The 26,921-nt window shown below is 55.1% G+C and carries 28 protein-coding genes; 6 read left to right on the top strand and 22 right to left on the bottom strand.

Annotated elements, in window-relative coordinates; genetic code table 11:
* Window positions 1–216 precede the first annotated feature (216 nt).
* The gene (locus JF44_RS0119680) at window positions 217–1,281 is read left to right on the top strand and encodes a hypothetical protein (protein WP_156111729.1); all 1,065 of its coding nucleotides are present in this window, start codon (window positions 217–219) and stop codon (window positions 1,279–1,281) included.
* A gap of 14 nt (window positions 1,282–1,295) precedes the next feature.
* On the opposite strand, the gene JF44_RS0119675 is transcribed toward JF44_RS0119680, so the two are convergent.
* Complete coding sequence (locus JF44_RS0119675; protein ID WP_033070564.1) at window positions 1,296–2,522, bottom strand: methionine gamma-lyase; 1,227 nt, start codon at window positions 2,520–2,522, stop codon at window positions 1,296–1,298.
* Window positions 2,523–2,747: 225 nt separating this feature from the next.
* On the opposite strand from JF44_RS0119675, the gene JF44_RS0119670 reads away from it, so the two are divergent.
* Window positions 2,748–4,370, top strand: coding sequence for a sigma 54-interacting transcriptional regulator (locus JF44_RS0119670; protein ID WP_033070563.1), 1,623 nt, complete (start codon window positions 2,748–2,750; stop codon window positions 4,368–4,370).
* A gap of 102 nt (window positions 4,371–4,472) precedes the next feature.
* A complete protein-coding gene (locus tag JF44_RS0119665) occupies window positions 4,473–5,255 on the top strand; it encodes a 3-hydroxybutyrate dehydrogenase (RefSeq protein WP_033070562.1) in 783 nt (260 codons plus the stop codon).
* 77 nt (window positions 5,256–5,332) lie between these two features.
* On the opposite strand, the gene JF44_RS0119660 is transcribed toward JF44_RS0119665, so the two are convergent.
* From JF44_RS0119660 to JF44_RS0119650, 3 genes are all read right to left on the bottom strand, one after another.
* On the bottom strand, window positions 5,333–5,515 hold the full coding sequence (locus JF44_RS0119660; protein ID WP_033070750.1) for a YegP family protein: 183 nt from the start codon (window positions 5,513–5,515) through the stop codon (window positions 5,333–5,335).
* A gap of 106 nt (window positions 5,516–5,621) precedes the next feature.
* Window positions 5,622–6,860, bottom strand: a complete 1,239-nt coding sequence (locus tag JF44_RS0119655; RefSeq protein ID WP_156111728.1) for a family 16 glycosylhydrolase — start codon at window positions 6,858–6,860, stop codon at window positions 5,622–5,624.
* Between the two features lie 128 nt (window positions 6,861–6,988).
* Window positions 6,989–7,864: a LysR substrate-binding domain-containing protein gene (locus JF44_RS0119650; protein WP_033070560.1), complete on the bottom strand. Its 876-nt coding sequence runs from the start codon at window positions 7,862–7,864 to the stop codon at window positions 6,989–6,991.
* Between the two features lie 120 nt (window positions 7,865–7,984).
* Between JF44_RS0119650 and JF44_RS0119645 the strand changes: the two genes are divergently transcribed.
* Window positions 7,985–9,112 carry an S-(hydroxymethyl)glutathione dehydrogenase/class III alcohol dehydrogenase gene (locus tag JF44_RS0119645; RefSeq protein ID WP_033070559.1) on the top strand — a complete coding sequence of 376 codons (1,128 nt, stop codon included), beginning with the start codon at window positions 7,985–7,987 and terminating at the stop codon, window positions 9,110–9,112.
* A gap of 77 nt (window positions 9,113–9,189) precedes the next feature.
* The gene (fghA, locus tag JF44_RS0119640) at window positions 9,190–10,044 is read left to right on the top strand and encodes an S-formylglutathione hydrolase (RefSeq protein ID WP_033070558.1); all 855 of its coding nucleotides are present in this window, start codon (window positions 9,190–9,192) and stop codon (window positions 10,042–10,044) included.
* Window positions 10,045–10,143: 99 nt separating this feature from the next.
* On the opposite strand, the gene JF44_RS0119635 is transcribed toward fghA, so the two are convergent.
* The 18 genes from JF44_RS0119635 to JF44_RS0119550 form a co-directional block, all read right to left on the bottom strand.
* Window positions 10,144–10,740: an energy-coupling factor transporter transmembrane component T family protein gene (locus JF44_RS0119635; protein WP_033070557.1), complete on the bottom strand. Its 597-nt coding sequence runs from the start codon at window positions 10,738–10,740 to the stop codon at window positions 10,144–10,146.
* Window positions 10,737–11,411 (bottom strand): energy-coupling factor ABC transporter ATP-binding protein, encoded by a 675-nt coding sequence (locus JF44_RS0119630; protein WP_033070556.1) that lies wholly within the window; start codon window positions 11,409–11,411, stop codon window positions 10,737–10,739. Before JF44_RS0119630 ends, JF44_RS0119635 begins: the two co-directional genes overlap by 4 nt.
* Before the next feature lie 98 nt (window positions 11,412–11,509).
* Window positions 11,510–12,058, bottom strand: coding sequence for a biotin transporter BioY (locus JF44_RS0119625; RefSeq protein WP_033070555.1), 549 nt, complete (start codon window positions 12,056–12,058; stop codon window positions 11,510–11,512).
* Between the two features lie 199 nt (window positions 12,059–12,257).
* The gene (locus JF44_RS0119620; protein WP_052066061.1) at window positions 12,258–12,617 is read right to left on the bottom strand and encodes an ArsR/SmtB family transcription factor; all 360 of its coding nucleotides are present in this window, start codon (window positions 12,615–12,617) and stop codon (window positions 12,258–12,260) included.
* Window positions 12,604–13,050: an SRPBCC family protein gene (locus tag JF44_RS0119615; RefSeq protein ID WP_033070554.1), complete on the bottom strand. Its 447-nt coding sequence runs from the start codon at window positions 13,048–13,050 to the stop codon at window positions 12,604–12,606. Before JF44_RS0119615 ends, JF44_RS0119620 begins: the two co-directional genes overlap by 14 nt.
* Before the next feature lie 197 nt (window positions 13,051–13,247).
* The gene (ureG, locus tag JF44_RS0119610) at window positions 13,248–13,868 is read right to left on the bottom strand and encodes an urease accessory protein UreG (protein WP_033070553.1); all 621 of its coding nucleotides are present in this window, start codon (window positions 13,866–13,868) and stop codon (window positions 13,248–13,250) included.
* On the bottom strand, window positions 13,865–14,581 hold the full coding sequence (locus JF44_RS0119605) for an urease accessory protein UreF (protein ID WP_033070552.1): 717 nt from the start codon (window positions 14,579–14,581) through the stop codon (window positions 13,865–13,867). Before JF44_RS0119605 ends, ureG begins: the two co-directional genes overlap by 4 nt.
* Window positions 14,571–15,146 (bottom strand): urease accessory protein UreE, encoded by a 576-nt coding sequence (locus JF44_RS0119600; RefSeq protein WP_033070551.1) that lies wholly within the window; start codon window positions 15,144–15,146, stop codon window positions 14,571–14,573. The genes JF44_RS0119605 and JF44_RS0119600 overlap by 11 nt, the downstream gene beginning before the upstream one ends.
* 16 nt (window positions 15,147–15,162) lie before the next feature.
* On the bottom strand, window positions 15,163–16,875 hold the full coding sequence (gene ureC, locus JF44_RS0119595) for an urease subunit alpha (RefSeq protein ID WP_033070550.1): 1,713 nt from the start codon (window positions 16,873–16,875) through the stop codon (window positions 15,163–15,165).
* Window positions 16,876–16,892: 17 nt separating this feature from the next.
* A complete protein-coding gene (locus tag JF44_RS0119590; RefSeq protein WP_008888419.1) occupies window positions 16,893–17,198 on the bottom strand; it encodes an urease subunit beta in 306 nt (101 codons plus the stop codon).
* Between the two features lie 11 nt (window positions 17,199–17,209).
* Entirely contained in the window at window positions 17,210–17,512 is a 303-nt protein-coding gene (locus tag JF44_RS0119585; RefSeq protein ID WP_033070549.1) for an urease subunit gamma, read from the bottom strand.
* Between the two features lie 26 nt (window positions 17,513–17,538).
* Window positions 17,539–18,414, bottom strand: a complete 876-nt coding sequence (locus JF44_RS0119580; protein ID WP_238318519.1) for an urease accessory protein UreD — start codon at window positions 18,412–18,414, stop codon at window positions 17,539–17,541.
* Between the two features lie 231 nt (window positions 18,415–18,645).
* Complete coding sequence (gene urtE / locus JF44_RS0119575) at window positions 18,646–19,341, bottom strand: urea ABC transporter ATP-binding subunit UrtE (RefSeq protein WP_033070547.1); 696 nt, start codon at window positions 19,339–19,341, stop codon at window positions 18,646–18,648.
* A gap of 14 nt (window positions 19,342–19,355) precedes the next feature.
* Window positions 19,356–20,132 carry an urea ABC transporter ATP-binding protein UrtD gene (gene urtD / locus JF44_RS0119570; RefSeq protein ID WP_033070748.1) on the bottom strand — a complete coding sequence of 259 codons (777 nt, stop codon included), beginning with the start codon at window positions 20,130–20,132 and terminating at the stop codon, window positions 19,356–19,358.
* A gap of 20 nt (window positions 20,133–20,152) precedes the next feature.
* Window positions 20,153–21,340, bottom strand: coding sequence for an urea ABC transporter permease subunit UrtC (gene urtC, locus JF44_RS0119565; RefSeq protein WP_033070546.1), 1,188 nt, complete (start codon window positions 21,338–21,340; stop codon window positions 20,153–20,155).
* Between the two features lie 3 nt (window positions 21,341–21,343).
* Window positions 21,344–23,047 carry an urea ABC transporter permease subunit UrtB gene (gene urtB / locus JF44_RS0119560; protein WP_081944524.1) on the bottom strand — a complete coding sequence of 568 codons (1,704 nt, stop codon included), beginning with the start codon at window positions 23,045–23,047 and terminating at the stop codon, window positions 21,344–21,346.
* Window positions 23,048–23,173: 126 nt separating this feature from the next.
* Complete coding sequence (gene urtA, locus JF44_RS0119555; protein ID WP_033070545.1) at window positions 23,174–24,448, bottom strand: urea ABC transporter substrate-binding protein; 1,275 nt, start codon at window positions 24,446–24,448, stop codon at window positions 23,174–23,176.
* Between the two features lie 351 nt (window positions 24,449–24,799).
* Window positions 24,800–25,705, bottom strand: a complete 906-nt coding sequence (locus JF44_RS0119550) for a LysR family transcriptional regulator (RefSeq protein WP_272945647.1) — start codon at window positions 25,703–25,705, stop codon at window positions 24,800–24,802.
* 148 nt (window positions 25,706–25,853) lie between these two features.
* Here JF44_RS0119550 and JF44_RS0119545 point away from each other — a divergent pair, with 148 nt between their 5' ends.
* Window positions 25,854–26,837 carry an MBL fold metallo-hydrolase gene (locus JF44_RS0119545; protein ID WP_033070544.1) on the top strand — a complete coding sequence of 328 codons (984 nt, stop codon included), beginning with the start codon at window positions 25,854–25,856 and terminating at the stop codon, window positions 26,835–26,837.
* Window positions 26,838–26,921 lie beyond the last annotated feature (84 nt).

Raw genomic sequence — 26,921 nt, 5'->3', positions numbered from 1 at the left:
CCAAACAGGGTAAAACCGACCGCGAGTCGGCACGATATCGATGACCATGCTCCAAAAGCCTTTTTGTAATGTTCCATCATCACAAAACCACTGGCCCTGCGGTTAACGAATACTCCATGTGTTTGCGCTTAAACTAATTTATTCTGGGTATTCCCCCAGGATCAGGACTCACTCATTTGACTTCATGTTTGCACGTTCCCAAACCATGATCGCACAGTGCCCCCACTGCCTGAGCCCGCACTGCCTGACCATCTTGTATCGGTGGCAAGCTTGCTAGTACCCGGTGAAACCATGCGCCGCCTTATCAGCACGCGGCGCACTTTGGCCCGGACAATCTTTGGGGCCGTCGTTCTGGCTGGCGTATCGGCAATACCAAGCGCCCCCCTCAAGGCACAATTCGACGTCGGGCCTGACGACACGCGTCACAAAAACGAGCAAACAGAAGCTGTTTCCCCCGAAATCCTGTCGATCCGCATACCGAAGGATGCAAGTTCAGAATACTGCCAAGGACTTAGGACATGGCAGGAACAAAACGAATACCATATTGAACTTTTACGCCTTTCGGTGCAGCTCGCCAGTCCGGAAACCAAAATTGAACCGGTCTGCATGGATTATCCGACCGAAGCCCGCCGGGTTTCGATGCTGCAAACGGCGGAACAGATCAACACGGTTTTCTTTGGCACCAATGCCATGCGCGAAGAACAACTTCTTCCTGTCTATGTCCCCCTTTTTCTTGGCACCACGGGCCTGCGACTTTTCATGATGAGGCCGGGGCTGATGGGCGCATTGGATCAGGTGCAAACGATTGACGATTTGCGCACGTACACCATGGGTCAGGGGCTTGGCTGGCCCGATACCGAAATCCTTCTAAACAACGGCTTTCAGGCAATGCCGGGACGCTACAAGACCCTCCATCGGATGCTTGCAGCCGGGCGGTTTGATCTTTACCCGCGCGCCTATTGGCAGATCGTCGCGGAATGGAACTGGATGCATCAGGATGCAGCCGGGATCGAAATCCATCCCGGCCTTGCCCTGTATTACCCCCAACCGATCTACTTCTTTGTCAGTCCGAAAACACCGGAACTGCGCGATATTATCGAAACCGGCATGATGCGCGCCTATGCCAACGGCATGATGTTTGACCTGATCAAAACCCATCCCGACACCGCACCATCCTTCAGCCAGATATCCATCCGCGATCTGCATGTGCTGCAGATTCCAAATGCCACTCTCACCGACAGATCGCACCTAGCCCTTCAAAACTATGGCCTGCTTGACTGAAATGGAGTGCGGCCTTATTCAGCCGCAATCGCCATCTCTTCTCCATCAAGCGCGTTTGACAGATCAGCCAGAATGTCATCAATGCTTTCAAGTCCGGCCGAAAGACGGATCAAGCCATCGGTGATCTGATATTCTGCGCGCTCTTCGGCAGTATAGGTCGAATGCGTCATGGAAGCCGGATGCTGGATCAGCGTTTCGGCATCGCCAAGGCTGACGGCACGGGTGATCATGTTAAGCCCGTTCATCAGTTTACGGCCTTCCTCGATCCCGCCTTTAAGCTCAAACGCGATCATGCCGCCAAACCGGTCCATCTGCCTTTTCGCAAGTTCATGCTGCGGATCGGTTTCCAGCCCCGGATAAAAGACTTTCTCCACCTTCGGGTGTTTTGCAAGAAAGTCAGCGATCTTTTCGGCATTGTCGCAATGGCGTTCCATGCGCAGCTCAAGCGTCTTGAGCCCGCGCATGACAAGGTTTGCATCCTGCGCGGAAAGAACCGCGCCGGTCATGTCCTTCAAGCCCACCAAACGCACCTGCGTCATGTCTTCTTCAGTGCCAATCACGGCACCGGCCATCAGATCGCCATGACCACCGAGATATTTGGTCGCGGAATGGACAACGATATCCGCCCCCAGTTCAATCGGGCGCTGCAGATACGGCGTGCAATAGGTGTTATCGACAACAACCTTGGCACCATTTTTATGGGCAATTTCGGAAATCGCCTTGATATCGACCAGGCGCATGTTGGGGTTCGCCGGTGTTTCAAAATAAACAATCTTGGTTTTGTCCGAGATCGCCTTTTCAAGTTCTGCCGGATCGGTCAGATCAACATGGGTATGTTTGATGCCGAACTTTTCCAAACCATGACGGAAAAAGGCAAAGGTGCAGCCATACAACGTGCGATCCACAATGATCTCATCACCCGGTGCGATAAAGGTCCAGAACACGGACGTAATCGCGCCCATGCCCGATGCGGTTGCAAGCGCCGCTTCGCCGCCTTCCAGAACGGCCAAACGTTTTTCCAGCAAATCAAGCGTCGGGTTGGCAATGCGCGAATAGATAAAGCCCTGTTCGTCCCCGGCAAAGAAACGCCCGCCCTGCTCTGCTGTTTCAAACGCAAAGGTCGAAGACATATATACCGGCGGGTTCAACGCACCATTATGGCTTTGCGGGTTATATCCGTGATGGATGGCGCGGGTAGCAAAACCGGATTTACCAGAATTATGTTTGTCATGGGCAGACATCGGAAGGCTCCTGAAAATGCGTTTATTCTGCCCTCATCACCGCAAGGCGCATGCCAATTCTCAAAACGCCCTATTTTCAACTACTTAGCACTTTGCTATGAATTTTGAATGTAAACTTATCCTTACACCTCTCAAGCTCGCACGATATAATCCGGCAAATTCACTGGATTTCATGGGCTTAAGGCCGTACACTTTTTATTACAATGTAAAACAATCGGTACACCCATGCAGTTTGAAATCAGGGGCGAAAACAGGCTCGGCATTACGCGCGATGTGGTCAATGTCCTGACCGATCAGGGCCTGGACATTCGTGCGTTTGAGGTCACCACCCATCACATCTACGCCGATATTCCGGCCATCCGCCCGGAACGCTTTCCGCTTCTGGCCCACGCGCTCAAACAAATTCCCGGCATTTCCGACATCACCAAGATCGACCGCCTGCCGACCGAGCGTCGCCGCGCCCAGCTTCACGCAACGCTGGCCGCCCTTGGCGATCCGGTGATTGCCGTTGACGCAAACGGTCTGATTGCACAGGCCAACCCGGCCGCACAGACGATCGCAGGCACCTCGAATACAAACCTTCGTGATCAGGATATTTCCAGCATACTAAACGAACCAACAATTGAAGATTTACGCCAAAGCGGCTTTCGCCTACCGGAGCGCGAAGTCACCTTGGGCGGACAAACCTATATGCTGCTGGTTGAACCGATTGGGCATGTCGATGACGGATCGGATGTAACCGAAGACGCCCCCTGGGGCGGGGTCATGTTATTTCACCGTGCAGCACGCCTGGGCCGCGTCATTACCGCCTTGCAAGACCGCAGCCATACCGGCTTTGACGACATCATCGGCGACAGCCGGGCCATGACGCGCATCAAATCCCAGGCCGAACGACTGGCGGGTATTGATGCCCCGCTTTTGATTTTGGGGGAAACCGGCACGGGCAAGGAACTGTTTGCACGCGCTTGCCACCGGGCAAGTTCCCGCATTGATCAACCGTTTCTGGCGCTTAACTGTGCCGCCATGCCCGAAGGTCTGGCCGAAAGCGAGCTGTTTGGCTATGCCGCAGGCGCATTCACCAGCGCACGACGGGGCGGAAAGCCCGGACTGCTTGAACTGGCCGATGGCGGCACATTATTCCTGGATGAAATCGGCGAACTGACCCCGTACCTGCAAGCAAAACTGTTGCGCGTTTTGCAGGATGGCCGATTCCGGCGCGTTGGCGGCACAGATGAAATTGCCGTTGATGTCCGGATCATAAGTGCGACCAACCGCGACCTTGAAGCCATGTCCCATGACGGCACATTCCGCGAAGATCTTTATTTCCGGCTCAACGTCCTTGGCATCACCCTGCCGCCGCTCCGCGACCGGATCGAGGACATCGCAGCCCTTGCCGCCTTCTTCATCGACCGCACCGCTCAGCAAACCGAACGTTCCACGCCCCGCCTTGCCAAGGATGGCTTGTCCTGGCTGCGCAGCCATACCTGGCCGGGCAATGTGCGCGAACTTGAAAACACCCTGTTTCGCGCCGTCGCCCTTCTGGACGGCGATGTGCTGGGTGCCCGTGAACTGACCGATGCGGCCACAGGCACCGCATCCATACCCGACACACAAGACACCGATCCCCTTGGGCAACCGCAAACCAGCCCCGCACAAACACATCAGCCCGACCTGATCGCAAGTGCGCTGTCGCAACCCGACTTCAATGCCGGAATGGACCTTCTGGAACGTGAAATGCTGGTGCGCCTCTATCCCGATTATCCAAGCTCGCGCAAACTGGCTGAACGTCTTGGGGTTTCGCACACATCAATCGCCAACAAACTGCGCAAATACGGCATTCCGGACTGAAAACGCACCTTACCGCCGCTGATTTCTTGCCAGTTTGGTTGCACTGCGGCATGATCTTCCTAAATCAAGGGGCAGAAAGCCCATTTCACAGGGAGAAGACAAATGCTGACAGGTAAACGCGCACTCGTCACCGGCTCGACCAGCGGGATCGGCCTTGCCATGGCAAAGGCCCTTGCAGGCGCCGGTGCTGATGTGATGCTCAATGGCTTTGGCGACGCCGACGAAATCGAGGCCACCCGCAAGGGCCTTGAAACCGAATATGGGGTGACCGCCCATTATAACGGTGCCGACCTGTCCAAACCCGATCAGATCGAAACGATGATGAAAGACGCCGAGGCCAAATTTGGCGGCGTTGACATCCTGATCAACAATGCCGGCATTCAACACACCGCCAATGTCGAAGACTTCCCACCGGAAAAATGGGACGCGGTAATCGCAATCAACCTGAGTTCCGTCTTCCACACCACCCGCCTTGCTGTGCCTTATATGCGCAAGCAAAACTGGGGCCGCATCATCAATACCGCCTCTGCCCACGGCCTTGTCGCCTCGGTCCAGAAGGCCGCCTATGTCGCGGCCAAGCACGGCGTAATCGGGCTGACCAAGGTCACCGCCCTTGAAACCGCCGAAACCGGCATCACGGCAAATGCCATCTGCCCGGGCTGGGTGCGCACCGAACTGGTCGAACGCCAGATCGAGGCCAAGGCCAAGGAAGGCAATATTTCGGTTGAGGAAGCCGCCACCAATCTGGTATCGGACAAACACCCATCCAAACAGTTCGTCACCCCCGAACAGATCGGCCAGACAGCACTTTACCTGTGCTCGGACGCCGCATCGCAAATGACCGGCACGCATCTTTCGGTTGATGGCGGCTGGACAGCGCAGTAACGCAAACGCATCCCGAAACGACAAAGCCCCGCTGGCATAGACCGCGGGGCTTTTTATTTGCACCAGATGACCTCGACCTAGCTCAGATCGCAATCACACGCCGGGCGTTTTGCGTTGGCGATGCAATCGGACTTTTTCGAATAGCCTTGCGTGGATGCACCGACAATCTCGCCATTCTTTGCCGTGCGCCGCCACCGCCAGCCATCCTTCGCTTCATAGACTTCCCAAAGATCACCAAGAGAATCCCTGCATTCCGACATTTCACACCTCATCAAATCCTGAAAAATTTTGCGGCCTTTTATGACGCACTTCATCAGCATTTGTGATTGAGAAAGACCAGTTATTCAGGTCGCGCTAAGAGCCCGTCTAGTCATAGGCTTCTGTGATTTTTTTAATAAGCTTTTCGATTTCCTTGATGTCTTTATCAAAGGGAACACTACCGCATGTGGTCCCGTTGACTGTTGCCGGCAATAAGTTTTGTTGGCCGGCTGGCCTCTGCTCATAGACGGTGAACTGATTGATCAGATTGGTCTTGGGTGTTTTCAACGGGTAGTTTGGCGGTCCATATTTTCCATAGTTGCGATTATCCACCCAATTATGAAACGCGAGCCCGATATCGGGGATGTATTTACGGTGATCGGCGACCAGCACATCATCGACAAAATACTGCACAGACTTGCTTGTCCATTCGATACTGTACTGATGCCAGTCGTAGATGCTGTATTTTTCAGGATTAAGTGGCGTCAGGCAAAAATCCAAACTCGAACCGCCGCGCACAGTCATCATCCAAATGTTGTTATCAAATCCGGAGCTGGGCGGGTTTTTCTCTGTGGTGATCTCCATAAACCATGCGAACTGCATCACCAGCGGATTCATTGTGGTATTCCAATAGCCCCACCCTCTACTGCCACCACCCGTGCCATCTGCACGAACATTTGCAACAATCCGGCTTGAGACTGCATCATCCGCCAGATAAATGTTGTTGAAGCCGATGTCGCGATACCATTTCCACGCCGCCTCTTTATCTGCAATCAATGCCAGATAGTTGTGCGCGATATTGGTTGTTGTTGTTGTGTTCCAAGAGTCCACGGCAAATGGTCCCTGTTTCGCGACACCGTCAACCGGACGGTAGGGATAGGGCAGATCACAGTATTTCTTGATATTGGCATGCATTTCAGTTGGCTGAATCAGCGTTATCGACTGCAAAAGTGGATTTACTGGATCAAGCAATCGATCATAAGGCTGCTTGTCGGGATGACCCAACCCTTGCCGCGCACATGAATTGTTATACATCTCCGCATTGATATAGGGCGGTTTTGCATTACCGGATTGCACGTACACGGGCGCCGTTAGCTTTACGCAAGGCGCATCAGAAAAACACCCTTTCTTGTCAGGGCCCGCATTTCCGGACGTATCGATGTAATTGAAAACATGGGTTCCTGTCGCATCCTCACGCCAGAACCAGGTATTGAACTTTGCATTAAAAGGTTTTGTGGCCGGGTAACTGTAATCGTCTTCGTACACCGTTTGCCATGTCTGGCACCCCGTCATGGCAAAAAGAGAAAACAATATTCCCGAAACGACAACACAACGACGATTTAACATGGAAATCCCCCCTGACACAGCTTCCACAGAACGCGAGATTCAACCGGTCCCGCGCCAAGAATTGCACCTTTTGGGATAAATACAACACAAAATACTATCGTATTTGGTTAATTTTGATCAATTGTACCCTAGCCCAAATACCGCCCCAAATGCTCGATCAGCATCCGGATCTTGGGGCTCAGATGCCGATTGGTCGGGTAGATCGCCCAGATGCCTTCATCTGATGGTTGGTATTTGGCGAGCACCGGGACGAGGTCGCCACTGGCGATCCAGGGGTCGACGTAATAGTCGGGCAGTTGCACGATGCCGATGCCCTTGCGGGCCGCATCGAGAAGCGCCTGTCCGCTATTGGCGTGGATGGAGCCATGAATGCGCACGGTGCGTTCGCGGCCATCTTCTTCAAAGCGCCAGTAATCAAGTGTGCCGACCAGACAATTATGATGTGACAGTTCCGAAAGTGAATAGGGTTCCCCGCGTTTGGCGATGTAGCTTGGTGCCGCACAGGCATAAAGACGTCGGGTTGAAAGCTGCTGGGTCATCAGGCTGCCGGTTGTGCCCTCCAACCGGCCCAAACGGATCGCCATATCATAGCCTTCAAGCACCAGATCAAGCTTCTGGTTGGTAAAATGGCATTGCACTTCCAGATCGGGATAGCGGGTCACGAAATCATTGACCAGCGGTGCAATCACGGTTTCGCCGTAAGTGGTTGGCGCGGTCAGTTTCAGTTTACCGCGTGGCACTTCGGTCAGATTGCCAATGGCGCGCTCTGCCTCGCCCACCCCATCAAGCAACTGTCGGCAATGCTGATAATAAATCTGCCCGGCTTCGGTCACGCTGACTTTGCGCGTGGTCCGGTAAAACAACTGTACGCCCAGTTTTTCTTCAAGTGCAGTCACCTGTCGGCTGACCTGGGCCACCGAAATGCCAAGCTGCCTGGCCGCCGCTGTAAAGCTTTGGCGTTCTGATACGGCGATAAATTCGCTGATCCCGTCCCACGCATTCATCGCCTGGCCCCGTCTTGATTGTTACGCACTGGTAAAAGTTATTTACCAAATTAGCCGATTATCATTTCGATGGAAATAAATAGACTGTGTGCAGATATCATTTTCAGCCGGAGTAGCGTCATGAGCGCCGAAACCACCATTACCTGCAAAGCTGCCATTGCCTGGGAAGCGGGCAAACCGCTGTCGATCGAAGAAGTTCAGGTCGCCCTGCCAAAGGCCGGTGAAGTCCGTGTTAAAATCGTTGCCACCGGTGTTTGCCACACCGATGCCTTTACCCTGTCGGGTGATGATCCCGAGGGCATCTTCCCTGCCATCCTTGGCCATGAAGGCGGCGGCATTGTTGAATCCATCGGTGAAGGTGTCACCAGTGTTGCCGTTGGCGATCACGTGATTCCGCTTTACACCCCGGAATGTGGCGAGTGCAAATTCTGCAAATCAGGCAAAACCAACCTGTGCCAGAAAATCCGCGAAACCCAGGGCAAGGGTCTGATGCCAGACGGCACCACGCGTTTCTCGCAGAATGGCAAGCCGATCTATCATTACATGGGTTGCTCGACATTTTCGGAATACACGGTACTGCCGGAAATCTCGCTGGCGAAAATCAATAAATCCGCCCCGCTCGAAGAAGTTTGCCTGCTTGGTTGCGGGGTCACCACCGGCATGGGGGCCACGGTCAACGCGGCCAAGGTGCAAAAGGGTGACTCCGTGGCCGTCTTTGGTCTGGGCGGTATCGGTCTTTCGGCGATCATCGGCGCGCAGATGGCCGGGGCCGGTCGCATCGTTGCCATTGATCTCAATGAAAAGAAATTCGACCTTGCCAAACAACTTGGCGCAACCGATTGCATCAACCCCAAAGACCATGACAAGCCAATTCAGGAAGTCATTGTAGAACTGACTGACGGCGGTGTTGACTGGTCATTTGAATGCATCGGCAATGTCAATGTCATGCGTTCGGCCCTTGAATGCTGCCACAAGGGTTGGGGGGAGTCGGTCATCATCGGTGTTGCCGGTGCCGGTCAGGAAATCTCCACCCGTCCGTTCCAACTGGTCACCGGTCGCGTCTGGCGTGGTACGGCGTTTGGTGGCGTCAAAGGCCGCTCGCAGCTGCCCGATTATGTTGAACGTTACCTTGCCGGTGAGTTCAAGCTTTCCGACTTCATCACCCATACCATGAAGCTCGAAGACATCAACGAAGCTTTCGATCTGATGCATGAAGGCGAAAGCATCCGTTCGGTTATCCATTACTGATCGAAATATAAACGTTTGAATAATTGCGCCACTGCCGGAAATACTCTGGCAGTGGCCGATCAGAAGGAGGCCCCGATATGGGTATCGAGAATTCTTCAAGCAACAAGGTTTTTGGTGGCTGGCAAAAGCAATATACCCACCCGTCTGCGGTGCTGGGCTGCGATATGCGCTTTGCGATCTTTTTGCCACCGCAAGCTGGCAACGGCACCAAGGTCCCGGTCATGTACTGGCTGTCGGGGCTGACATGCACCGATGAAAACTTCATGCAGAAGGCCGGTGCGTTTCGCATTGCCGCCGAACTGGGCATTGCCATCGTTGCCCCGGACACCAGCCCGCGCGGCGACCATGTGCCCGATGACGAAAACGAAGCCTATGATTTCGGCAAGGGGGCGGGCTTTTACGTCAACGCCACCCAAGAACCGTGGGCACGCAATTATCGCATGTATGATTACGTGACCAAGGAACTGCCCGACCTGATCAAGGATCACTTCCCGGTCAATGGTGACGCGGTGATTTCCGGTCATTCGATGGGGGGGCACGGCGCACTGATGATTGCACTGCGCAATCCCGGTACGTTTAAATCTGTGACCGCCTTTTCACCGATCACCAACCCGGTCAATTGCCCATGGGGCCAAAAGGCACTGGGGAATTATCTGGGTGATGACAAATCAGCCTGGAAAGACTGGGACAGTTCGGAATTGATGAAGGCCGCAACATCGGCTGATGTTCAAACCCCGGCACTGGTCGACCAGGGTGCGGCTGATGGCTTTTTGGCCGAACAACTTAAACCCGAAGTGCTTGAAGCTGCGGCCAAGACATCGGGTTATCCACTGACTTTGCGGATGCAGGATGGCTATGACCATAGCTACTACTTCATCTCAACCTTCATCGAAGATCATATCCGCTTCCATGCCAAACATCTTGGCCTGTAGTTGATTGCACCACGATCTTCGACTTCCCCGGCGCGCCGCCACCTCCCCCCCCTTAGGCGTGCCGGGGCTTTTCTTTTGAAAGCTCATTGGCGTTCGGGGCTAATCAAAACTACGCGCATCAATCGCATCGGCGACATCATCCGCCATTTTAAGCGTGCGGATGATCAGCGGCACCACCATCGCGACAATGGATCGATCAAGGCCGCGTGCGCGTTGGGCATCACGAATTTCCGATGCCACGGTGGCAATCACCGGGATAAAGCGCAGCACCATGGAAATCGCCAGACTGACCTTTTCAGGGTTCACGCCAATCGGGCGCAGGGGCAGCATGGCGCGTTCAAGCGCGGCCAGAAGATCGGATGTTTTGGTGGTCAGGGTCACAAGCGATGCAAACATCACAATCGCCGCAATCCGGGTGACGACCAACACCGCCGCCTGCCAGTCATTCAGCCACATCTGAACGGCAAAAAAGATCACCAGCAACCACAGGATCGGTTTGATCTGTGCCCAGATGATGCGTGGGCCAAATCCCGATACCGGATACAGCAGCACAACCGTCGCCAGAACGAATGCCACCACCGGCCAATCGGGGATCAGGAAAACCCCGGTCCCAAGGGCGATCATGGCAAGGATCTTTGCCCCGGCTGCTGCGCGATGCAGGGCGGATGTGCCATCAATATAAAGGCCCGCGATCACGCCATCATCTCCCGATATTTCGGAAGTACGTCACTTGGCTCACCATCCAGCACGACCTTGCCGTCCTCAAACGCCAGTATGCGGTCGTAATCGGCAATCAGATCAAGATCATGCGATACCGTGATCACGGTTTGATCCAATTCGGCAATGGCACGCGCCACACGGTTGCGATTGCGCAAATCCAGAAGCGTGGTTGGCTCGTCAAATACGATATAGCGCGGCGCCATCACCAACACGCCCGAAATCGCAAGCAACTGCTTTTGCCCACCGCTCAGCAAATGGCTTGGGTGGGTTTTAAAATCGCTCAGATCATAACGCGCCAAAATCTCGTCAATTCGGCGGGTGGCCTCATCCTTTGGCAGCTTCAGGGCTTTCAGGCCAAAGGCGATGTCTTCCTCGACCACCGGATAAACAATCTGGTTATCGGGATTTTGAAACACGAACCCGACATGCCGCCGAAGTTTCCGACCATCCTTTGCCGCGTCCAAATCATCGACAAGAACCCGGCCCGATGTCGCGGCTTGAAGCCCGTTAAGCAACCGCACGAACGTGCTTTTGCCCGATCCGTTGGCCCCGACAATCCCGATCCGCTTTTCGCTCAGCGTCAGGTCAATGTCTGACAGCGCGCGTCGCTGATCAAATTCGACCGAAACATTTTCAATGCGGATCATGGGGTGTTTGTCCGGGGTTCTATCGCGGGATCAGGATTAAGCGCGGCATTTGGGCATAAAACGGGCGCAAGCACTTGAGCGCTTGCGCCCATAAGACGTTAGCCCGCCTTGGAAATCAAGGGGTAGGCGCGCCGAACCGCAAGGCACACAGCAGTCGCAATCGCAACCTTGATCGCATCACCGATCAGGAAGGGTGCTGCACCGACAGTTGCCTGCCAATAGCTGATTTCGGCCACGACCGCGACCCAGGCATTGCCAATGGCATAGAGCACGACAATTCCGCCAAACGCAATGGAAAGCGCAGCATTGATGACGTTAAGCCGGTTCCAGAACTTTTCAATCAAAAGCCCAATGACAAAGGCCGAAATGGCCCAGCCAAAAATAAACCCGCCGGTCACACCGATCATCACGCCAAAGCCACCGCGCCCGCCGGACAAAAGCGGCAAGCCAACAGCAACCAGCACAAGGAACAGAACAATCGAAAGCCCGCCGCGTCGCGCCCCTAAAATGGCCCCGGCCAGCATCGGGCCAAGCGATTGTGCCGTCACCGGCACACCGGTTACCGGAAGTGTGATTGGCGGAAACAAGCCCAGAACGGCGGTCAAGGCCGCGAACAGGGCGATATAGACAATATCTTTGGTCTTCATGTAACGGTTTCCCATTCCCGTTATAAGGCAGGCCCGCAATCAACCCCTTGCGCAGGACTTGCCTTTCGTTAACCGGTCCGCCCGACCGGCTCAACGCGATATGGGATAACCGCAAATGTCATCAACGCCAAGCAAAATGACATGGCTTTGACGACATCAAATGCGGCAGCCTTACTAATATGCGAGGAGTTTCAACATCTTACTCCTCGTCATCTTCGACAAAGGACTTAAGCCGCATCAGGGCAGATTCCCAACGTCCCGCGACCTGATCAAGATAGGCGCGTGCCTGTGCCAACTGATCGGGGCAAAAGGCATATTGGCTTTCGCGCCCGACCCGATGGTTTTGCACGAGGCCTGCGGCCTCCAGCACACGCAAATGCTTGGTCACGGCCTGACGGGTCATGTCTGCATCATCGGACAGGGTGGAAATCGACCGCGGCCGACCATCGGCCAGCCGATCAAAGATCGCCAGACGGGTGGGATCGCCCAAGGCGGCAAACATGGCAGAGAAATCATCGCCATGTTTGCCAATATCCGGAATGTTTTCAGTTTTCGACATGTTTCTTGATGTTTTCAAGCTGGAAGCCCCAGCCGTTTGTATTGGCCCGCAGCGCATCAGCAATGCGATGGGGTGGTAGATTATCAAATCCGGTTTCCCGCACCTTTACCGATGTCGTACCGGACGTTTCTTCCAGCCAGAATTCGACAAGGGTTTCGGGTTCCCCACTGTAATCGACTTCGGGGTCCACAGCATAGGGATGCCATGTATAGGCAAAGTAAGCTGGCTCCTCCATGGCCTTGATTGTGGAGTTCCACGGCACATGGGTGAAACCTTCGATGGTCATCATGCCCCTGGATACCTCGCCAACGGCAAACGGGGCCTTGATATCAATCCCGAACCATGTGCCAAACTCCTGATGGTCTGTCAGGGCCTGCCAGACACGTGAACGGGACGCTTTGATTTCAATCGACTTCTCAATTGTATTTGACATAATGCAACCTCCTGGTTGCGCTTAATCTGCCAGAAGATATTTCATTATGCAACTAAAAAGTTGCACTTTATATTTCTGCTCCAAAAACACAAACGCCCGGCCATTCGGCCGGGCGATGCGTGCTCCCGTCATCCTTGGGTCAATGCCGCTACTCATGTCGCTGGCAAAGCCCGTGCAGCTTTCCTTTTATCCCCATATCAGGATGCTGCGGATTGGCGGAGCCCCCCTGTCTCGATGATGAAGTTTTTGACGTCATCAAGGCCGTCCATCGCCTTGAGATTGGTAAACAGGAACGGACGATCCCGACGCATTTTCTTGGCATCGCGGTCCATCACGCCCAGATCAGCCCCCACCAGCGGCGCCAGATCGGTCTTGTTGATCACAAGCAAGTCAGACCGCGTAATGCCCGGTCCGCCTTTACGCGGGATTTTATCGCCGGCGGAAACGTCAATGACGTAAATCGTGATATCGGCCAGTTCCGGTGAAAAAGTCGCCGAAAGGTTATCGCCACCCGATTCAATAAAGATCGCCTCAAGCCCCGCATGTTTTTCGGCCATGTCTTCGACTGCGGCAAGATTGATCGATGCATCTTCGCGAATGGCCGTATGCGGGCAGCCACCGGTTTCAACACCGGCAATGCGGTCAGCCGCCAGTGCGCCCGAACGGGTCATGAATTCGGCATCCTCGCGGGTGTAGATGTCATTGGTGATGGCTGCGATGTTGAAATCATCGCGCATCGCCTTGCACAGACGCTCCAGAAGGGCTGTTTTACCGGACCCGACCGGGCCACCAATGCCGATACGAAGGGGAGAGCTCATGATCTAAATAGCCTCGTATATTGGGTTTCATGTTTCATCGATGTCCAATCGACCATCGGGGCCGCAGCACCAAGGTCGGCAAGATCGGTTTTCATGGCGTGATCCACCGCAATGCAAACACCCCGATCAAGTGATGACAGCGACCGGACACCATCGGTCTGGCCCAGTGGCACCAAACGCACGGCACTGGACACAAGATTTGCCGCCATCGCATGAAGATACGCTGTTAAGGCATCGCGCAGGGGTACTTTTGCCTCGGCTGCGGCAATGCCAACCGCCACCGGATAGGACGGCAACCGATCATCCGAACGCATGGCCCCGGCCCAGCGGGTTACAATGCCATCGCCCCAGACTTTTCCGGTGGTCGACACAAATGCGCGGCCCTGTGCGGTTGCCTCCAGCGCCATTTCAGATGTCCCGCGCCAACAGTCGGCCTCAACCCCGATGTCAAACAGGGCATCTTCATCACCGGCCAGTGCCGCCCGCCATGCTGCGCAAAACAGCACCGCATCAATCCGCCCGGCACCAAATTCCAAAACCCCTTCAACCCAGTTGATCAGGGTCTCTGCTGATCCCACCCGGCCATCCTCAACCGCATATTCCACGCCATGCGAATAGGTATAGGCGCCCACCGGGAATGACGGACTGAGCCAGGTCATCAACCGCATCAGGCCCGCAGGGTTAAGCTGAAGGTCATCGGCATTAGTGGTCATGGGGTTTCCCCGCCGCATGGGCATGGGCATGGGCATGCGCAGTCTCGTGATCATGACGTTCGTAATGTTCGCTATGACCCCCATGATCGAAATGATCATTCCCGTGGCTGTGACCATGTGCCCCGCCAAGGCCGTGATAGGCCCCGTTTAGCGGATCAAACGGCGCAATTTCATTTTCCACCACACCGCCAAGCCCGGTGATCATATCGCGCATCACATGGTCATCGATGATGCGCAACCGCCCGTCATCAAGGACCTGAACCGGGGTATGGCGGTTGCCGATATGCCAGGCCAGTTTCGCGGTCGCGATTGGCCCGGCTGCGGTGATGGTCAGAACCGGTTCGTCGGCCGCACGCACCACAATCACCCCGCCATCACGCAGGCGTAACCGATCGCCATCCGCCAACCGCACTGCATGGGGCAGATCAAGCAGGAACGGCTCCCCCGCATCATCATGCAGACGAAAACGGCGGCGATGCCGGTCAGAAAAGGCAAGGGTTACCGTGCCGCGCACCTCAGAAGTGTCGGCAAGATCAACCGCGATATGTTCAATGGCATGACGCATGATGGTTTTGATCCGATCAGAACAGGAAGTAACGTTGCGCCATCGGCACAACATCAACCGGCTGACAGGTCAGAAGTTCGCCATCTGCCGTCACCTGATAGGTTTCCGGATCAACTTCCATCACCGGCAACGCATCATTTAGCTTCATGTCCTTCTTGCCGATATTGCGCGTGTTCGACACGGCCAGAAGATCCTTGGCGAGGCCAAATTCATTGGCAATTCCCGCATCAATGCCGGCTTGTGACACGAACGAGAAGCTCGATTTCGCAATCGCGTTGCCATATGCGCCAAACATCGGGCGATAATGCACCGGCTGCGGCGTTGGGATCGATGCGTTCGGATCGCCCATTGCAGCGGCAACAATCATGCCGGCCTTGATCACCAGGTCCGGCTTGGTGCCAAAGAACATCGGTTTCCAAACCACCAAATCGGCGATTTTGCCCACTTCGATGGAGCCAACATGCGCGCCAATCCCCTGCGCAATCGCCGGGTTAATGGTGTATTTCGCGACATAACGTTTGGCGCGGAAGTTATCGTTGTCCGCCCCCGCATCCTCGGGCAGCGCCCCGCGCTGCTTTTTCATCTTGTCTGCCGTCTGCCAGGTGCGGGTGATGACCTCACCGACACGGCCCATGGCCTGACTGTCTGACGAGATGATCGAAAATGCACCAAGGTCATGCAGGATATCCTCAGCCGCGATGGTTTCGCGGCGGATACGGCTTTCGGCAAAGGCGACGTCTTCGGGAATTTTCGGATCAAGGTGATGGCAGACCATCAACATGTCCAGATGCTCGTCAATCGTATTGACCGTAAACGGACGGGTCGGATTGGTCGAACTTGGCAGGACATTGGCCTCACCACACAGCTTGATGATATCTGGCGCGTGGCCGCCACCGGCCCCCTCGGTGTGGAAGGTGTGAATGGTACGGCCCTTGAACGATGCGCGGGTATGCTCGACAAAACCGCTTTCATTGAGCGTATCGGTATGGATCATGACCTGCACATCAAGGTCATCAGCCACCGACAGGCAGGTATCAATCGCTGCTGGCGTCGTACCCCAGTCTTCATGAAGCTTAAGCCCACAGGCACCCGCCTTGACCTGTTCTTCAAGCGACCCGGGCAGGGTCGCGTTGCCCTTGCCAAAGAAACCGATATTCATCGGAATGCCGTCTGCGGCCTGCAGCATCCGGGCAATATGCCAGGGCCCAGGCGTACAGGTGGTGGCGTTCGTGCCCGCTGCCGGGCCGGTCCCGCCGCCCAGCATACTGGTCACACCCGAATAAAGTGCATCTTCAACCTGCTGCGGACAAATCCAGTGAATATGGGCATCAATGCCGCCCGCAGTGATGATGTTGCCTTCCCCGGCGATCACCTCGGTCCCCGGACCGATAATGATATCAACACCGGGCTGCACATCGGGGTTCCCGGCCTTGCCAACGGCGGCAATCCGGCCATCACGAATGCCGATATCGGCCTTGATGATGCCGGTGTAATCAAGGATCAGCGCATTGGTGATCACGGTATCAACCGCACCATTGGCACGCGTTGCCTGTGACTGGCCCATGCCATCACGGATCACCTTGCCACCGCCAAATTTGACTTCCTCGCCAAGGGTGGTGAAGTCTTTCTCGACCTCGATGATCAGGTCGGTATCGGCCAGACGGACCTTGTCGCCGACGGTCGGGCCAAACATTGCCGCATAGGACGGACGATCAATTTCATAAGCCATTTATTCCATCCCCCCGCTTAAAGCTTGCCGTTGATTTTGGCATTGAAACCATAAACCGTGCCGGTTCCGGCATATTTGACCAGATTGACCTCGCGCGACTGACCCGGTTCGAACCGCACCGCAGTACCCGCCGGGATATCAAGCCGGAAACCCCGTGCGGCTTCGCGGTCAAAATCAAGCCCCGGATTTGTTTCATAGAAATGATAATGCGACCCCACCTGCACCGGACGATCCCCGGTATTGGCAACGGTGATGGTTTTGGTTTCGCGCCCCTCATTAAGGATGAGGCTGCCTTCCTTGGTAATGATTTCACCTGGAATCATGGCCTGTCTCCTTAGCGAATGGGTTCATGAACGGTCACAAGCTTCGTCCCGTCGGGGAAGGTTGCTTCGACCTGAATTTCGTGGATCATTTCGGCAATGCCATCCATCACCTGATCGCGCTTGATCACGGTCGCCCCGTCGCGCATCAGATCGGCAACGGACCGCCCGTCGCGCGCACCTTCAACGACATAGTCGGTAATGATCGCGATGGCTTCGGGGTGGTTGAGTTTCACCCCCCGCTCAAGGCGGTTGCGCGCCACCATGGCGGCAACCGAAACCAGCAATTTGTCTTTTTCGCGTGGCGTCAGATTCATGCCTGCCTACTCCTTGGATCCATCGTTTAAATCTCCCACAAACGCGGCAAGCGTTCGGGAAGCCCCCGTGTTTGATGGCGGAATTTTTTCCACCACGCGCCGTACACCCGGCGCAATTTCATCGGATCACGCGCCATGAAACGCGCAATCACAATTCCCTTCATCGCGGTCGCGGCACACAGAACGTCCTTGTCTGCCAAACCGTCCACCGCGTGATCCAGACAATCGCGCGCCTGATCAAGATGATCCTCTGCGCCCTGTCCGACCAAAATGGCGGTCGCATTGGCGCGTGCCCCGTCAAAGGCCGCTGCGTGATCAAGCATGCGCAAAACGTCGCCTTCAAGATGCAGCGCATCGCGCCAGATCGGCCGTCCGTCAATCGACACATCCCATGCATCGCGGGCAAGGCCGGTTGTGAATACTTCTCCGCGGGCCAAACGCCCAAACACCATCATCTCACCGGCCAGAACCATGCCGGTTCCCGTCGCGCTTACTGTGGTTTTGCGTTTGAGCCGCGCCTGATCAAACAGGATGGTTTCATGGGGCAACCATTCCAGCCAGCCCCCATCGGCGACATCCAGATCGACCGCCATGTCACAATCGGGTCCGACTGACCGGTAAATCTTTTCGGCCGCTTGGGCGGTAAACAGGGCGGATGCACCGGCTTCGACCTTTCCGGCAAAGGCCAATTTATCGCCGCCAACCATCCCGCCCGATGTCGTCACCAGAACAGCCGTGGTCAGATCCCCGGCCATCGGACGCGGGAACAGGATCTTCATCGGATCGCGGTAATAAAGATGATCTAGTGCTGCATGCCCGCCCTGATGGGCGGGGCCGGTGCCCGAACGAAACGTGACCTCAGCCCGGCCATCGGTGATGATGCGCTGGGCGGTTTTGGTCATTTCTGTCTCCACGGCTTCTGACGCGGAGACCGGAGTTTCAAGTTTGCGAAGCTGCACAAGGCCACCTGATTAAATCGGTCTTTTCTGGACCGGATACCGTTTTCCGGCAAATCCACGGGCCATAACAGCAAGATGCGGGCCAACCCCAAAATCCCGGCCAATGCACGGATTTCAGGGCCAGATGGCCTGCCTCAGATCGCAAAATTTGCGCAAATTTTTGGCAAATGCTGATCAAACAGTCAGATAGGCGCGCACTTTTTCACGATCAAGCGTGTCCTTTGCGCCGGACAAAACCACCTCACCGCGTTCCAGCACGACAATCTCGTCTGCCAGTTCATGGGCAAACTCGAAATATTGCTCCACCAGAAGGATCGCCATATCACCGCGATCTGCCAGTTGTTTGATCACGCGCTGAATGTCCTTGATGATCGATGGCTGAATGCCTTCGGTCGGCTCATCTAGCACCAACAACCTTGGACGGGTTACAAGCGCACGCCCGATGGCCAACTGCTGTTGCTGCCCGCCCGAAAGATCACCACCGCGACGCCCCAGCATGTCGCGCAGCACCGGAAATAGTTCAAAAATCTCGTCGGGGATATGACGCAGGGCACGCGGCAATGCGGCAAAACCGGTTTCCAGATTTTCCTTAACGGTCAGAAGCGGGAAAATCTCGCGCCCTTGCGGGACAATCGCGATGCCATTTGCAGAACGCCGCCACGACGGATCGCGTGAGATATCCTTACCTTCCCATTTGATATTGCCATCGGCAATCGGGTGCTGACCGACAACCGCACGCATCAGGGATGTTTTGCCAACCCCGTTACGCCCCAGAACCGCTGTGACCTTGCCGGTTTCGGCATTCAGCGACACCTGACGCAGGGCATGGGACGCGCCATAGAACAGATCAATTTTACTGACATCAAGCATGATCGATATCCCTCCTAGCGGCCCAGATAAACTTCAATGACCCGTGGGTCTTTCTGCACGTGATCAAGCCGCCCCTCGGCCAGAACCGATCCTTCGTGCAGGACGGTCACCTTGCAATCAAGGTCGCGGACGAATTCCATGTCATGTTCGACGACGACAACGGAATACTCCTTGGAAATTGACCGTAAAAGCTTCGCCGTTTCTTCGGTTTCAGAGTCCGTCATCCCGGCGACAGGCTCATCCACCAGAAGAAGTTCGGGCTCCTGCATCAACAGCATGCCGATTTCCAGCCACTGTTTCTGCCCGTGCGAAAGATTGGCCGCCATTTCATCACGCTTGTCTTCCAGCATAATGGTGACCAGCGTCTTTTCAATCTTGATCTTTTCCGCATCAGAAAGGCGATGAAACAGCGCCTGAAACACGCCGCGCCCGCCAGATGCCGCCAAAAGCAGGTTATCAAACACCGTATGGCTTTCAAACACGGTCGGCTTCTGGAACTTGCGACCAATGCCCAGATTGGCAATCTCGGCCTCGTCCATCTTGGTCAGGTCAATCTCGCTTTTAAACAGGACATCGCCGGTATCGGGCCGGGTTTTGCCGGTGATGATATCCATCATCGTTGTCTTGCCGGCCCCATTAGGGCCAATGATGGCGCGAAGTTCGCCCGGCTCGACATAAAAGGACAGATTGTTGAGCGCCCGGAAACCGTCAAAGGTCACCGACACCCCGTCAACATACAGGATGGTTTCCGACCGGGCGGATTTGACCTGTTCCTCGTCAGAGGCATTCATTTCAACAGTCATTGCGTCGTTCATGCCTTGCCTCCTTCATTTGCGCGGCGTTCTGCAAGGCGCTTGCGCCATGTGGTGATGATGGATTGTCGATCCGCCGCCCCGAATGCCGGAATGGCACCAATCACCCCTTTTGGCAGGAACAGGGTGACGGCAATGAACAATCCCCCCAGGAAGAACAGCCAGAAGTCGGGCATCGCCCCGGTAAAGAAGGTCTTGGCGTAATTCACGATAAAGGCCCCAAGCACCGCGCCATAAAGCGTGCCACGCCCGCCAACCGCGACCCAGATGACGATCTCAATCGACAGGGCCGGCGCAAATTCGCCCGGATTGATGATACCGACCTGCGGCACATAAAGTGCACCGGCAATGCCCGCCATCACGGCCGAAACGGTAAAGACAAACAGCTTGTAATACTCAACACGGTAGCCCGTGAAACGCACTCGGCTTTCGGCATCACGAATGGCAATCAGCACCTTGCCAAGCCGCGACTGGGTGATGCCGCGCGCCACGACATAACAAATCCCAAGGAACACACAGGACGCGACAAACAGCCCGGCACGCGTGCCATCCGATTGCAACGAATAGCCCAGCAAGTCCTTGAAATCAGTCAGGCCGTTATTGCCGCCAAAGCCCATATCATTGCGGAAGAACGCCAACAAAAGCGCATAGGTCATCGCCTGCGTGATGATCGAAAGATACACCCCCGTCACACGCGACCGGAAGGCGAGGAAACCAAACACAAAGGCCAGAAGTCCGGGCACAAACATCGCCATGACGATGGCAAACCAGAACATGTCAAAGCCATACCAGTACCAGGGCAGCTCCTGCCAGTTCAGGAAGACCATAAAGTCCGGCAGGACCGGGTCACCATAAACACCGCGATCGCCGATTTGACGCATCAGATACATGCCCATGGCATAGCCGCCAAGCGCGAAGAACGCCCCATGACCCAGCGACAAAATCCCGCAGAACCCCCAGATCAGATCGACACTCAAGGCCAGAAGCGCATAGCACAGATATTTGCCAAGCAGACTGATCATCCAGGTCGGCACATGGAAGGCCGAGCTTTCCGGCAACAACAGGTTACTTGCCGGAACCAGAATGGACGCCGCAATCAGGATGCCCAAAAGGATCATTCCGCCACGATCATTCAGCAACCAGCCAACAACCGGCGTCATTTGATATTTTTGACGATAATCGGTCATGGATCAGGCCTCCACCGCGCGGCCCTTAAGGGCAAACAGCCCCTTGGGTCGTTTCTGGATAAACAGGATCAGGGCAATCAGAACAAAGATTTTGGCAAGCACGGCACCCGCGACCGGCTCAAGGAACTTATTGACAATACCAAGACTGAAAGCGCCAAGCACCGTCCCCCAAAGGTTCCCGACCCCGCCAAACACGACGACCATAAAGCTATCAATGATGTAGGTCTGACCAAGGTTCGGGCTGACGTTTGAAATCTGGCTGAGCGCCACACCGGCAATGCCGGCAATCCCCGATCCCAAACCAAAGGTCAGCGCATCGACATAACCGGTACGAATGCCAACCGACCCGGCCATGCGGCGGTTTTGCGTCACCGCCCGCATCTGAAGACCAAAGGCGGTATAGCGCAACACCGCGGCAATGCCTGCCACCACAATCACACTAAACAGAATGATCCAAAGCCGGTTGTACGTCAGGACAAGACCGGTAGAAAATTCGACAGCACCGCTCATGAAATCGGGTGCCATGACCTGCTGGTTGGTTGCGCCAAAGATTGTCCGGATCGCCTGCTGCAAAACAAGGCTAACCCCCCATGTCGCAAGAAGCGTTTCAAGCGGACGACCATAAAGGAAACGGATCACGGATCGTTCAATCACAACCCCGACCGCGCCAGCCACCAAGAAAGCGGCTGGCACTGAAATCGCAAGCGACCAAGCCGACCCTGATGGCAGAATTGATCCCAGCGCCTGCTGCACCATAAAGGTGGTATAGGCACCGATCATGATCATTTCACCATGCGCCATATTGATCACCCCCATCACACCAAAGGTGATGGCAAGTCCAACAGCGGCGAGTAACAGAACCGACCCCAGACTGATGCCGCGATAAACATCGCCCACCGTCTGCCAGGTCGACAGGCGACCTTCGACGGATTTCAGCGCATCCTTGGCAGCTGCAACCACTTCGGGCTCAAAGCCTTCGGCATCGGCACTGGCGACAAATTGCGATAGAACCGCGCGGATTTGCGGGGTGGTTTCACTGGCAAGAACGTCAATCGCCGCAAGCCGTTCTTCAGTGTTTTCACCCGCGGCCAGTGCCATGGTGGCCTTGGCCAATTCCATGCGCGCCAAAAGTGTTTCATCTTCTTCACGGTCAATTGCGCGCAACAGCAGCGGCAACATGGCCGGATCGCGCGCATCCATGACTTGTTCGACCGCATTCGAACGCACGGCCAAATCCGGGCTGAACAGGTTCAGGGTCGCCAACGCATCGCGCAACACTCCGCGCAAACGGTTATTGACCTTGATCTTGGAAATTTCCTTGGAGCCGCTTTCCCCGATCACCTCGCCGCTGACGATGTCGATATGGGAATAAACCTTGCCCTGTTTGGCGGTGATGACGACATGTTCGTCGCTATCGCGCACATAAAGGTTCCCGTCCAGCATCGCCCGCAGGATCGGCGCAACACGAGGGTCCCCGTCTGCGGCCATTTCTTCGATCACTGCGATTTTTTGGGTAGAACTTTTGACATTCAGGCGTTCGGACACATTGCGCAATTCTTCGTCGCTGTAGGCCATTGCGCGTTCGGGCAGCGCAAACACAGCAACGATCAGACAGACAAGAAAGGCGCCAAGACACAAGAAAGCCTTGCGGGACTGTTGCGCCAAGAACGGAGAACGGCGCAGCACTGAAAACATGTCATTGCGCATGATCACCAAACCTTTGAATTCAATATGGAAAATTGGATAAAGAAAACGCGGACAGCAGTCTGTTGCTGCTTGCGTTAAAAATGAACAGGCCGGTCGTGTTGCCACAACCGGCCCATCCGAAACCAATTAGTACATCGGTTTTTCACAGTTGCCGCAGACCCACGGATAGGTCCAGTCGGCGGTCAGCTTTGCGCTTTCCGGCAGGAAGTCCGACCATGCATCGCCAACGACGGTGCCATCGGTTTCCCAAACGATGTCGAACTGACCATCATCCTGAACTTCGCCGATCAGAACCGGCTTGGACAGGTGGTGGTTGGTGTTCATGACAGCCGTACCACCGGTCAGGTTTGCAACTTCCTGGCCATACATTGCCTGACGAACGGCATCGACTTCGGTGGTGCCAGCCTGCTCGACAGCCTGTTTCCACATGTTAAAGCCGATATAGGTTGCTTCCATCGGGTCGTTGGTTACACGCGACTCATCACCGATGAAGGCATGCCATTTTTCGATGAAGGCCGTGTTGGCATCAGCTTCAACCGACTGGAAATAGTTCCAGGCAGCAAGATGACCAACCAGCGGCGCGGTATCGATACCAGCAAGCTCTTCTTCACCAACAGAGAAGGCAACAACCGGAATGTCTTCGGCCTTGATGCCCTGGTTTGCCAGTTCCTTGTAGAACGGAACGTTCGCATCACCATTAATGGTCGAAACAACGGCGGTCTTCTTGCCTGCGGATGCGAATGCTTTCACATCAGCAACAATCGACTGCCAGTCAGAATGACCGAACGGGGTGTAGTTCTCCATGATGTCTTCATCGGAGATACCCTTGCCGTTCAGGTAAGAACGCAGGATCTTGTTGGTCGTACGCGGGTAAACATAATCCGTACCCAGAAGAACGATACGCTCGGCAGAACCGCCATCTTCGCTCATCAGGTAATCAACAGCCGGAATGGCCTGCTGGTTCGGCGCTGCACCGGTATAAAATACGTTACGTGAGCTTTCCTCACCTTCGTACTGAACCGGATAGAACAGCATGCTGTTGAGTTCTTCAAAGACCGGCAGAACCGATTTACGCGAAACCGACGTCCAGCAGCCGAACACAACATCTACCTGTTCCTGTTCGATCAACTCACGTGCTTTTTCGGCGAAAAGCGGCCAATCAGATGCCGGATCAACGACAACTGCTTCGACTTCCTTGCCAAGAAGGCCGCCATTTTTGTTGAGATCATCGACCAGCATCAGGACCGTGTCCTTCAGCGTGGTTTCAGAAATCGCCATCGTTCCGGAAAGAGAGTGCAGCACACCAACTTTAATGGTTTCTGCTGCTTGTGCGGCTGACATTGCCATCGCTGACACTGCCAAGGCCCCAGCGCCGACAAGCGCTTGAAGCTTCTTATTCATTTATCGCCTCCACTGCGTTTTTATTGCACCGCAGTGTCACTAGCTAAAACCGTGCCAGATTCCCGACGCAATAGAATAAAATCAAGAATCGAGGGATTCTCACGCAATAAGCGACTATTCCACAGACTATTTTTGGGAAATATTTGCGCGACGGCGATTTATGGTGTCTATTTTTCGATCACAGATTGAAATTTGACCATTTTTTAATCACATTGACGCCACAGTTTTAGCCGCCTATGTGAAGGATGGAACGTTCGCCTTCACTGCGGTTATTGCACCACAATTGCCTTGTGCTGGTTGACTTCCCGCCCCGTCGGTTTTCCGGCGGGGCGTTATTGGTTTAAGGCCCGCCTATTCAGCCGCTTCCATCTCGTGGGCCGGATCAATCAATCTGATCACGGTTCGGATTTGCTCGCGCAACCAAACCAGCCCGACATCCTTGTCCGACCACACCGCCCAGTTCATTGTCACCGGGGGAAAGTCGATATCAATCGGCATCGGGCAACATGACAGACCGAACAACGGGGCATATTGCGATGCGATCCGGCAGGGTACCGTTGCAATTACCGGTGTATTGCGGGCCGCAGCCAAAAGCGGCATGAAATCGGGGGCCGCCATGACCACGTCCAGATCAATCCCGACCGCCTGCAGGGCAACACCAACACACCCCGCAACATTTTCCGTCTGCGACAGCACCGCATGACGTGATCCCAGATATTGCTTGCGCGACAACGGCCCGGTCATCCCGACCAGATCGGGGTTAAAGCAACAGGCAACCTCTGACTGAAACAGAATTTCGCTGAATGCGCCCGATTGCAGCTGACTTTTACAGCCAATGGCCAAATCGACCTCACCACCCGCAATCATCGCATCGACGGTTTCGGCGGTAACCTGTCGGCTCAGCAACTTCAGGCCGGGCGCATTTTTCTGCACATGACTTAACAAGACCGGCAGCAGGATCATTTCCATTTCACCCGTCACGCCAAGGCGAAACACGCGGCTTGCCGTGGCCGGGTCAAAACTGTCGGTTGCATGCAGGGCATTTTGCGCCTGCGACAAGGCGGCGCGCACCGGCCCGGCAAGGGCGCGGGCCTTCGCAGTTGGCTGCATCTTTTGACCAACACGGACAAACAACTCATCGGCCAGCAACATCCGAAGCGTGGATAAATTGTGGCTCATTGCTGACTGACCAATGCGCAATTTTTCCGCAGCTTTGGTGACGCTCATTTCTTGCATCATTGCGTCAAACGCAATCATGAGGTTGAGGTCAAAGGACCGTAAATTGAAATGATCAATATTATCCATGATTTGCATCGATTTGATTACTGACTGATCGCACTATAGCCTTTCCTCATCAGCTTACAACCCGCCGGTTCCCCACCGGCATGATTTGAGGGAAAGAATAATGATATCACGTCGTGATTTGCTCAAAAGCACATTGGCCGCCGGTGCGGTTGGCGCCGTTGGCAGCACCGTATTTGTTCCCCTTGGCGCGCAGGCCAAGGCACCATTCGCGGGCACGCAGGCACCGGGCTATTACCGCCTGATGGTCGGTGATGTTGAAGTCACCGCCCTTTCTGATGGCACCGGCCAGTTCCCGATTGCCGATCTTTATGTCAACACCACCCCCGAACAGGCCCGCCTTGCACTGGCCAATGCGTTTCAGGGAACCCCAACCTATTTGTCGGTGAATGCCTATTTGCTGAATTTCGGAGATCGTCTTGTCCTGCTTGATGCCGGGACGAGTGATCTGATGGGCCCGTCCCTTGGCAAACTGCCTGCAAATATCATCGCATCGGGCTATCACCCAGATCAGATTGATGATGTCGTAATTACCCATATTCACCCCGATCATACGGGCGGCCTGACGCTGGGCGGCAACAAGGTCTTTAGAAACGCGACGGTGCATGTCCCCGACGCTGACAGGGACTTCTGGCTCAGTGGCGAAAACAAGGCCAATGCACCAGAAGACGCCAAGGCATTCTTTGATCAGGCGGCCGCCTCGCTCAAACCTTACATCGACAGCAACACCCTTGAAACCTATGCCCCGGATGCGCCGGCCATTCCGGGCATGGTCAACACCACCTTCCGCCCGGGCCATACACCGGGCCACAGCGCGCTTTGGATTGAAAGCAAGGGTGAAAAACTTGTCTATTGGGGCGACATCACCCATGGCGATGTCGTGCAGTTTGACGAACCCGATGTTGCCATTGCCTTTGACGTCGATCCCAATCAGGCCATCAAATCCCGCGAGGCTGCCTTTACCGAGGCGGTGCAGGAAAAATATCTGGTGGCCGGGTGCCACATTGCCTTCCCGGGCATTGGTCACGTGCGCGAAGACGAAACCATGTATGACTGGGTTCCCATGAACTACCGCGCTGACGTCTAGAGCAATTCCCGCCAGTTTCAGTCCGGTACGTCAACGCAAAAGGGCGGCCGCATCACGCGACCGCCCTTTTATCATTTCGCTGTA

Origin of the sequence: Thalassospira australica (assembly GCF_000763295.1) — a bacterium.
GTDB classification, from domain to species: Bacteria; Pseudomonadota; Alphaproteobacteria; order Rhodospirillales; family Thalassospiraceae; genus Thalassospira; species Thalassospira australica.
The sequence above is the reverse complement of the archived record's forward strand: the minus strand, read 5'-3'. Positions and strand labels throughout refer to the sequence as shown.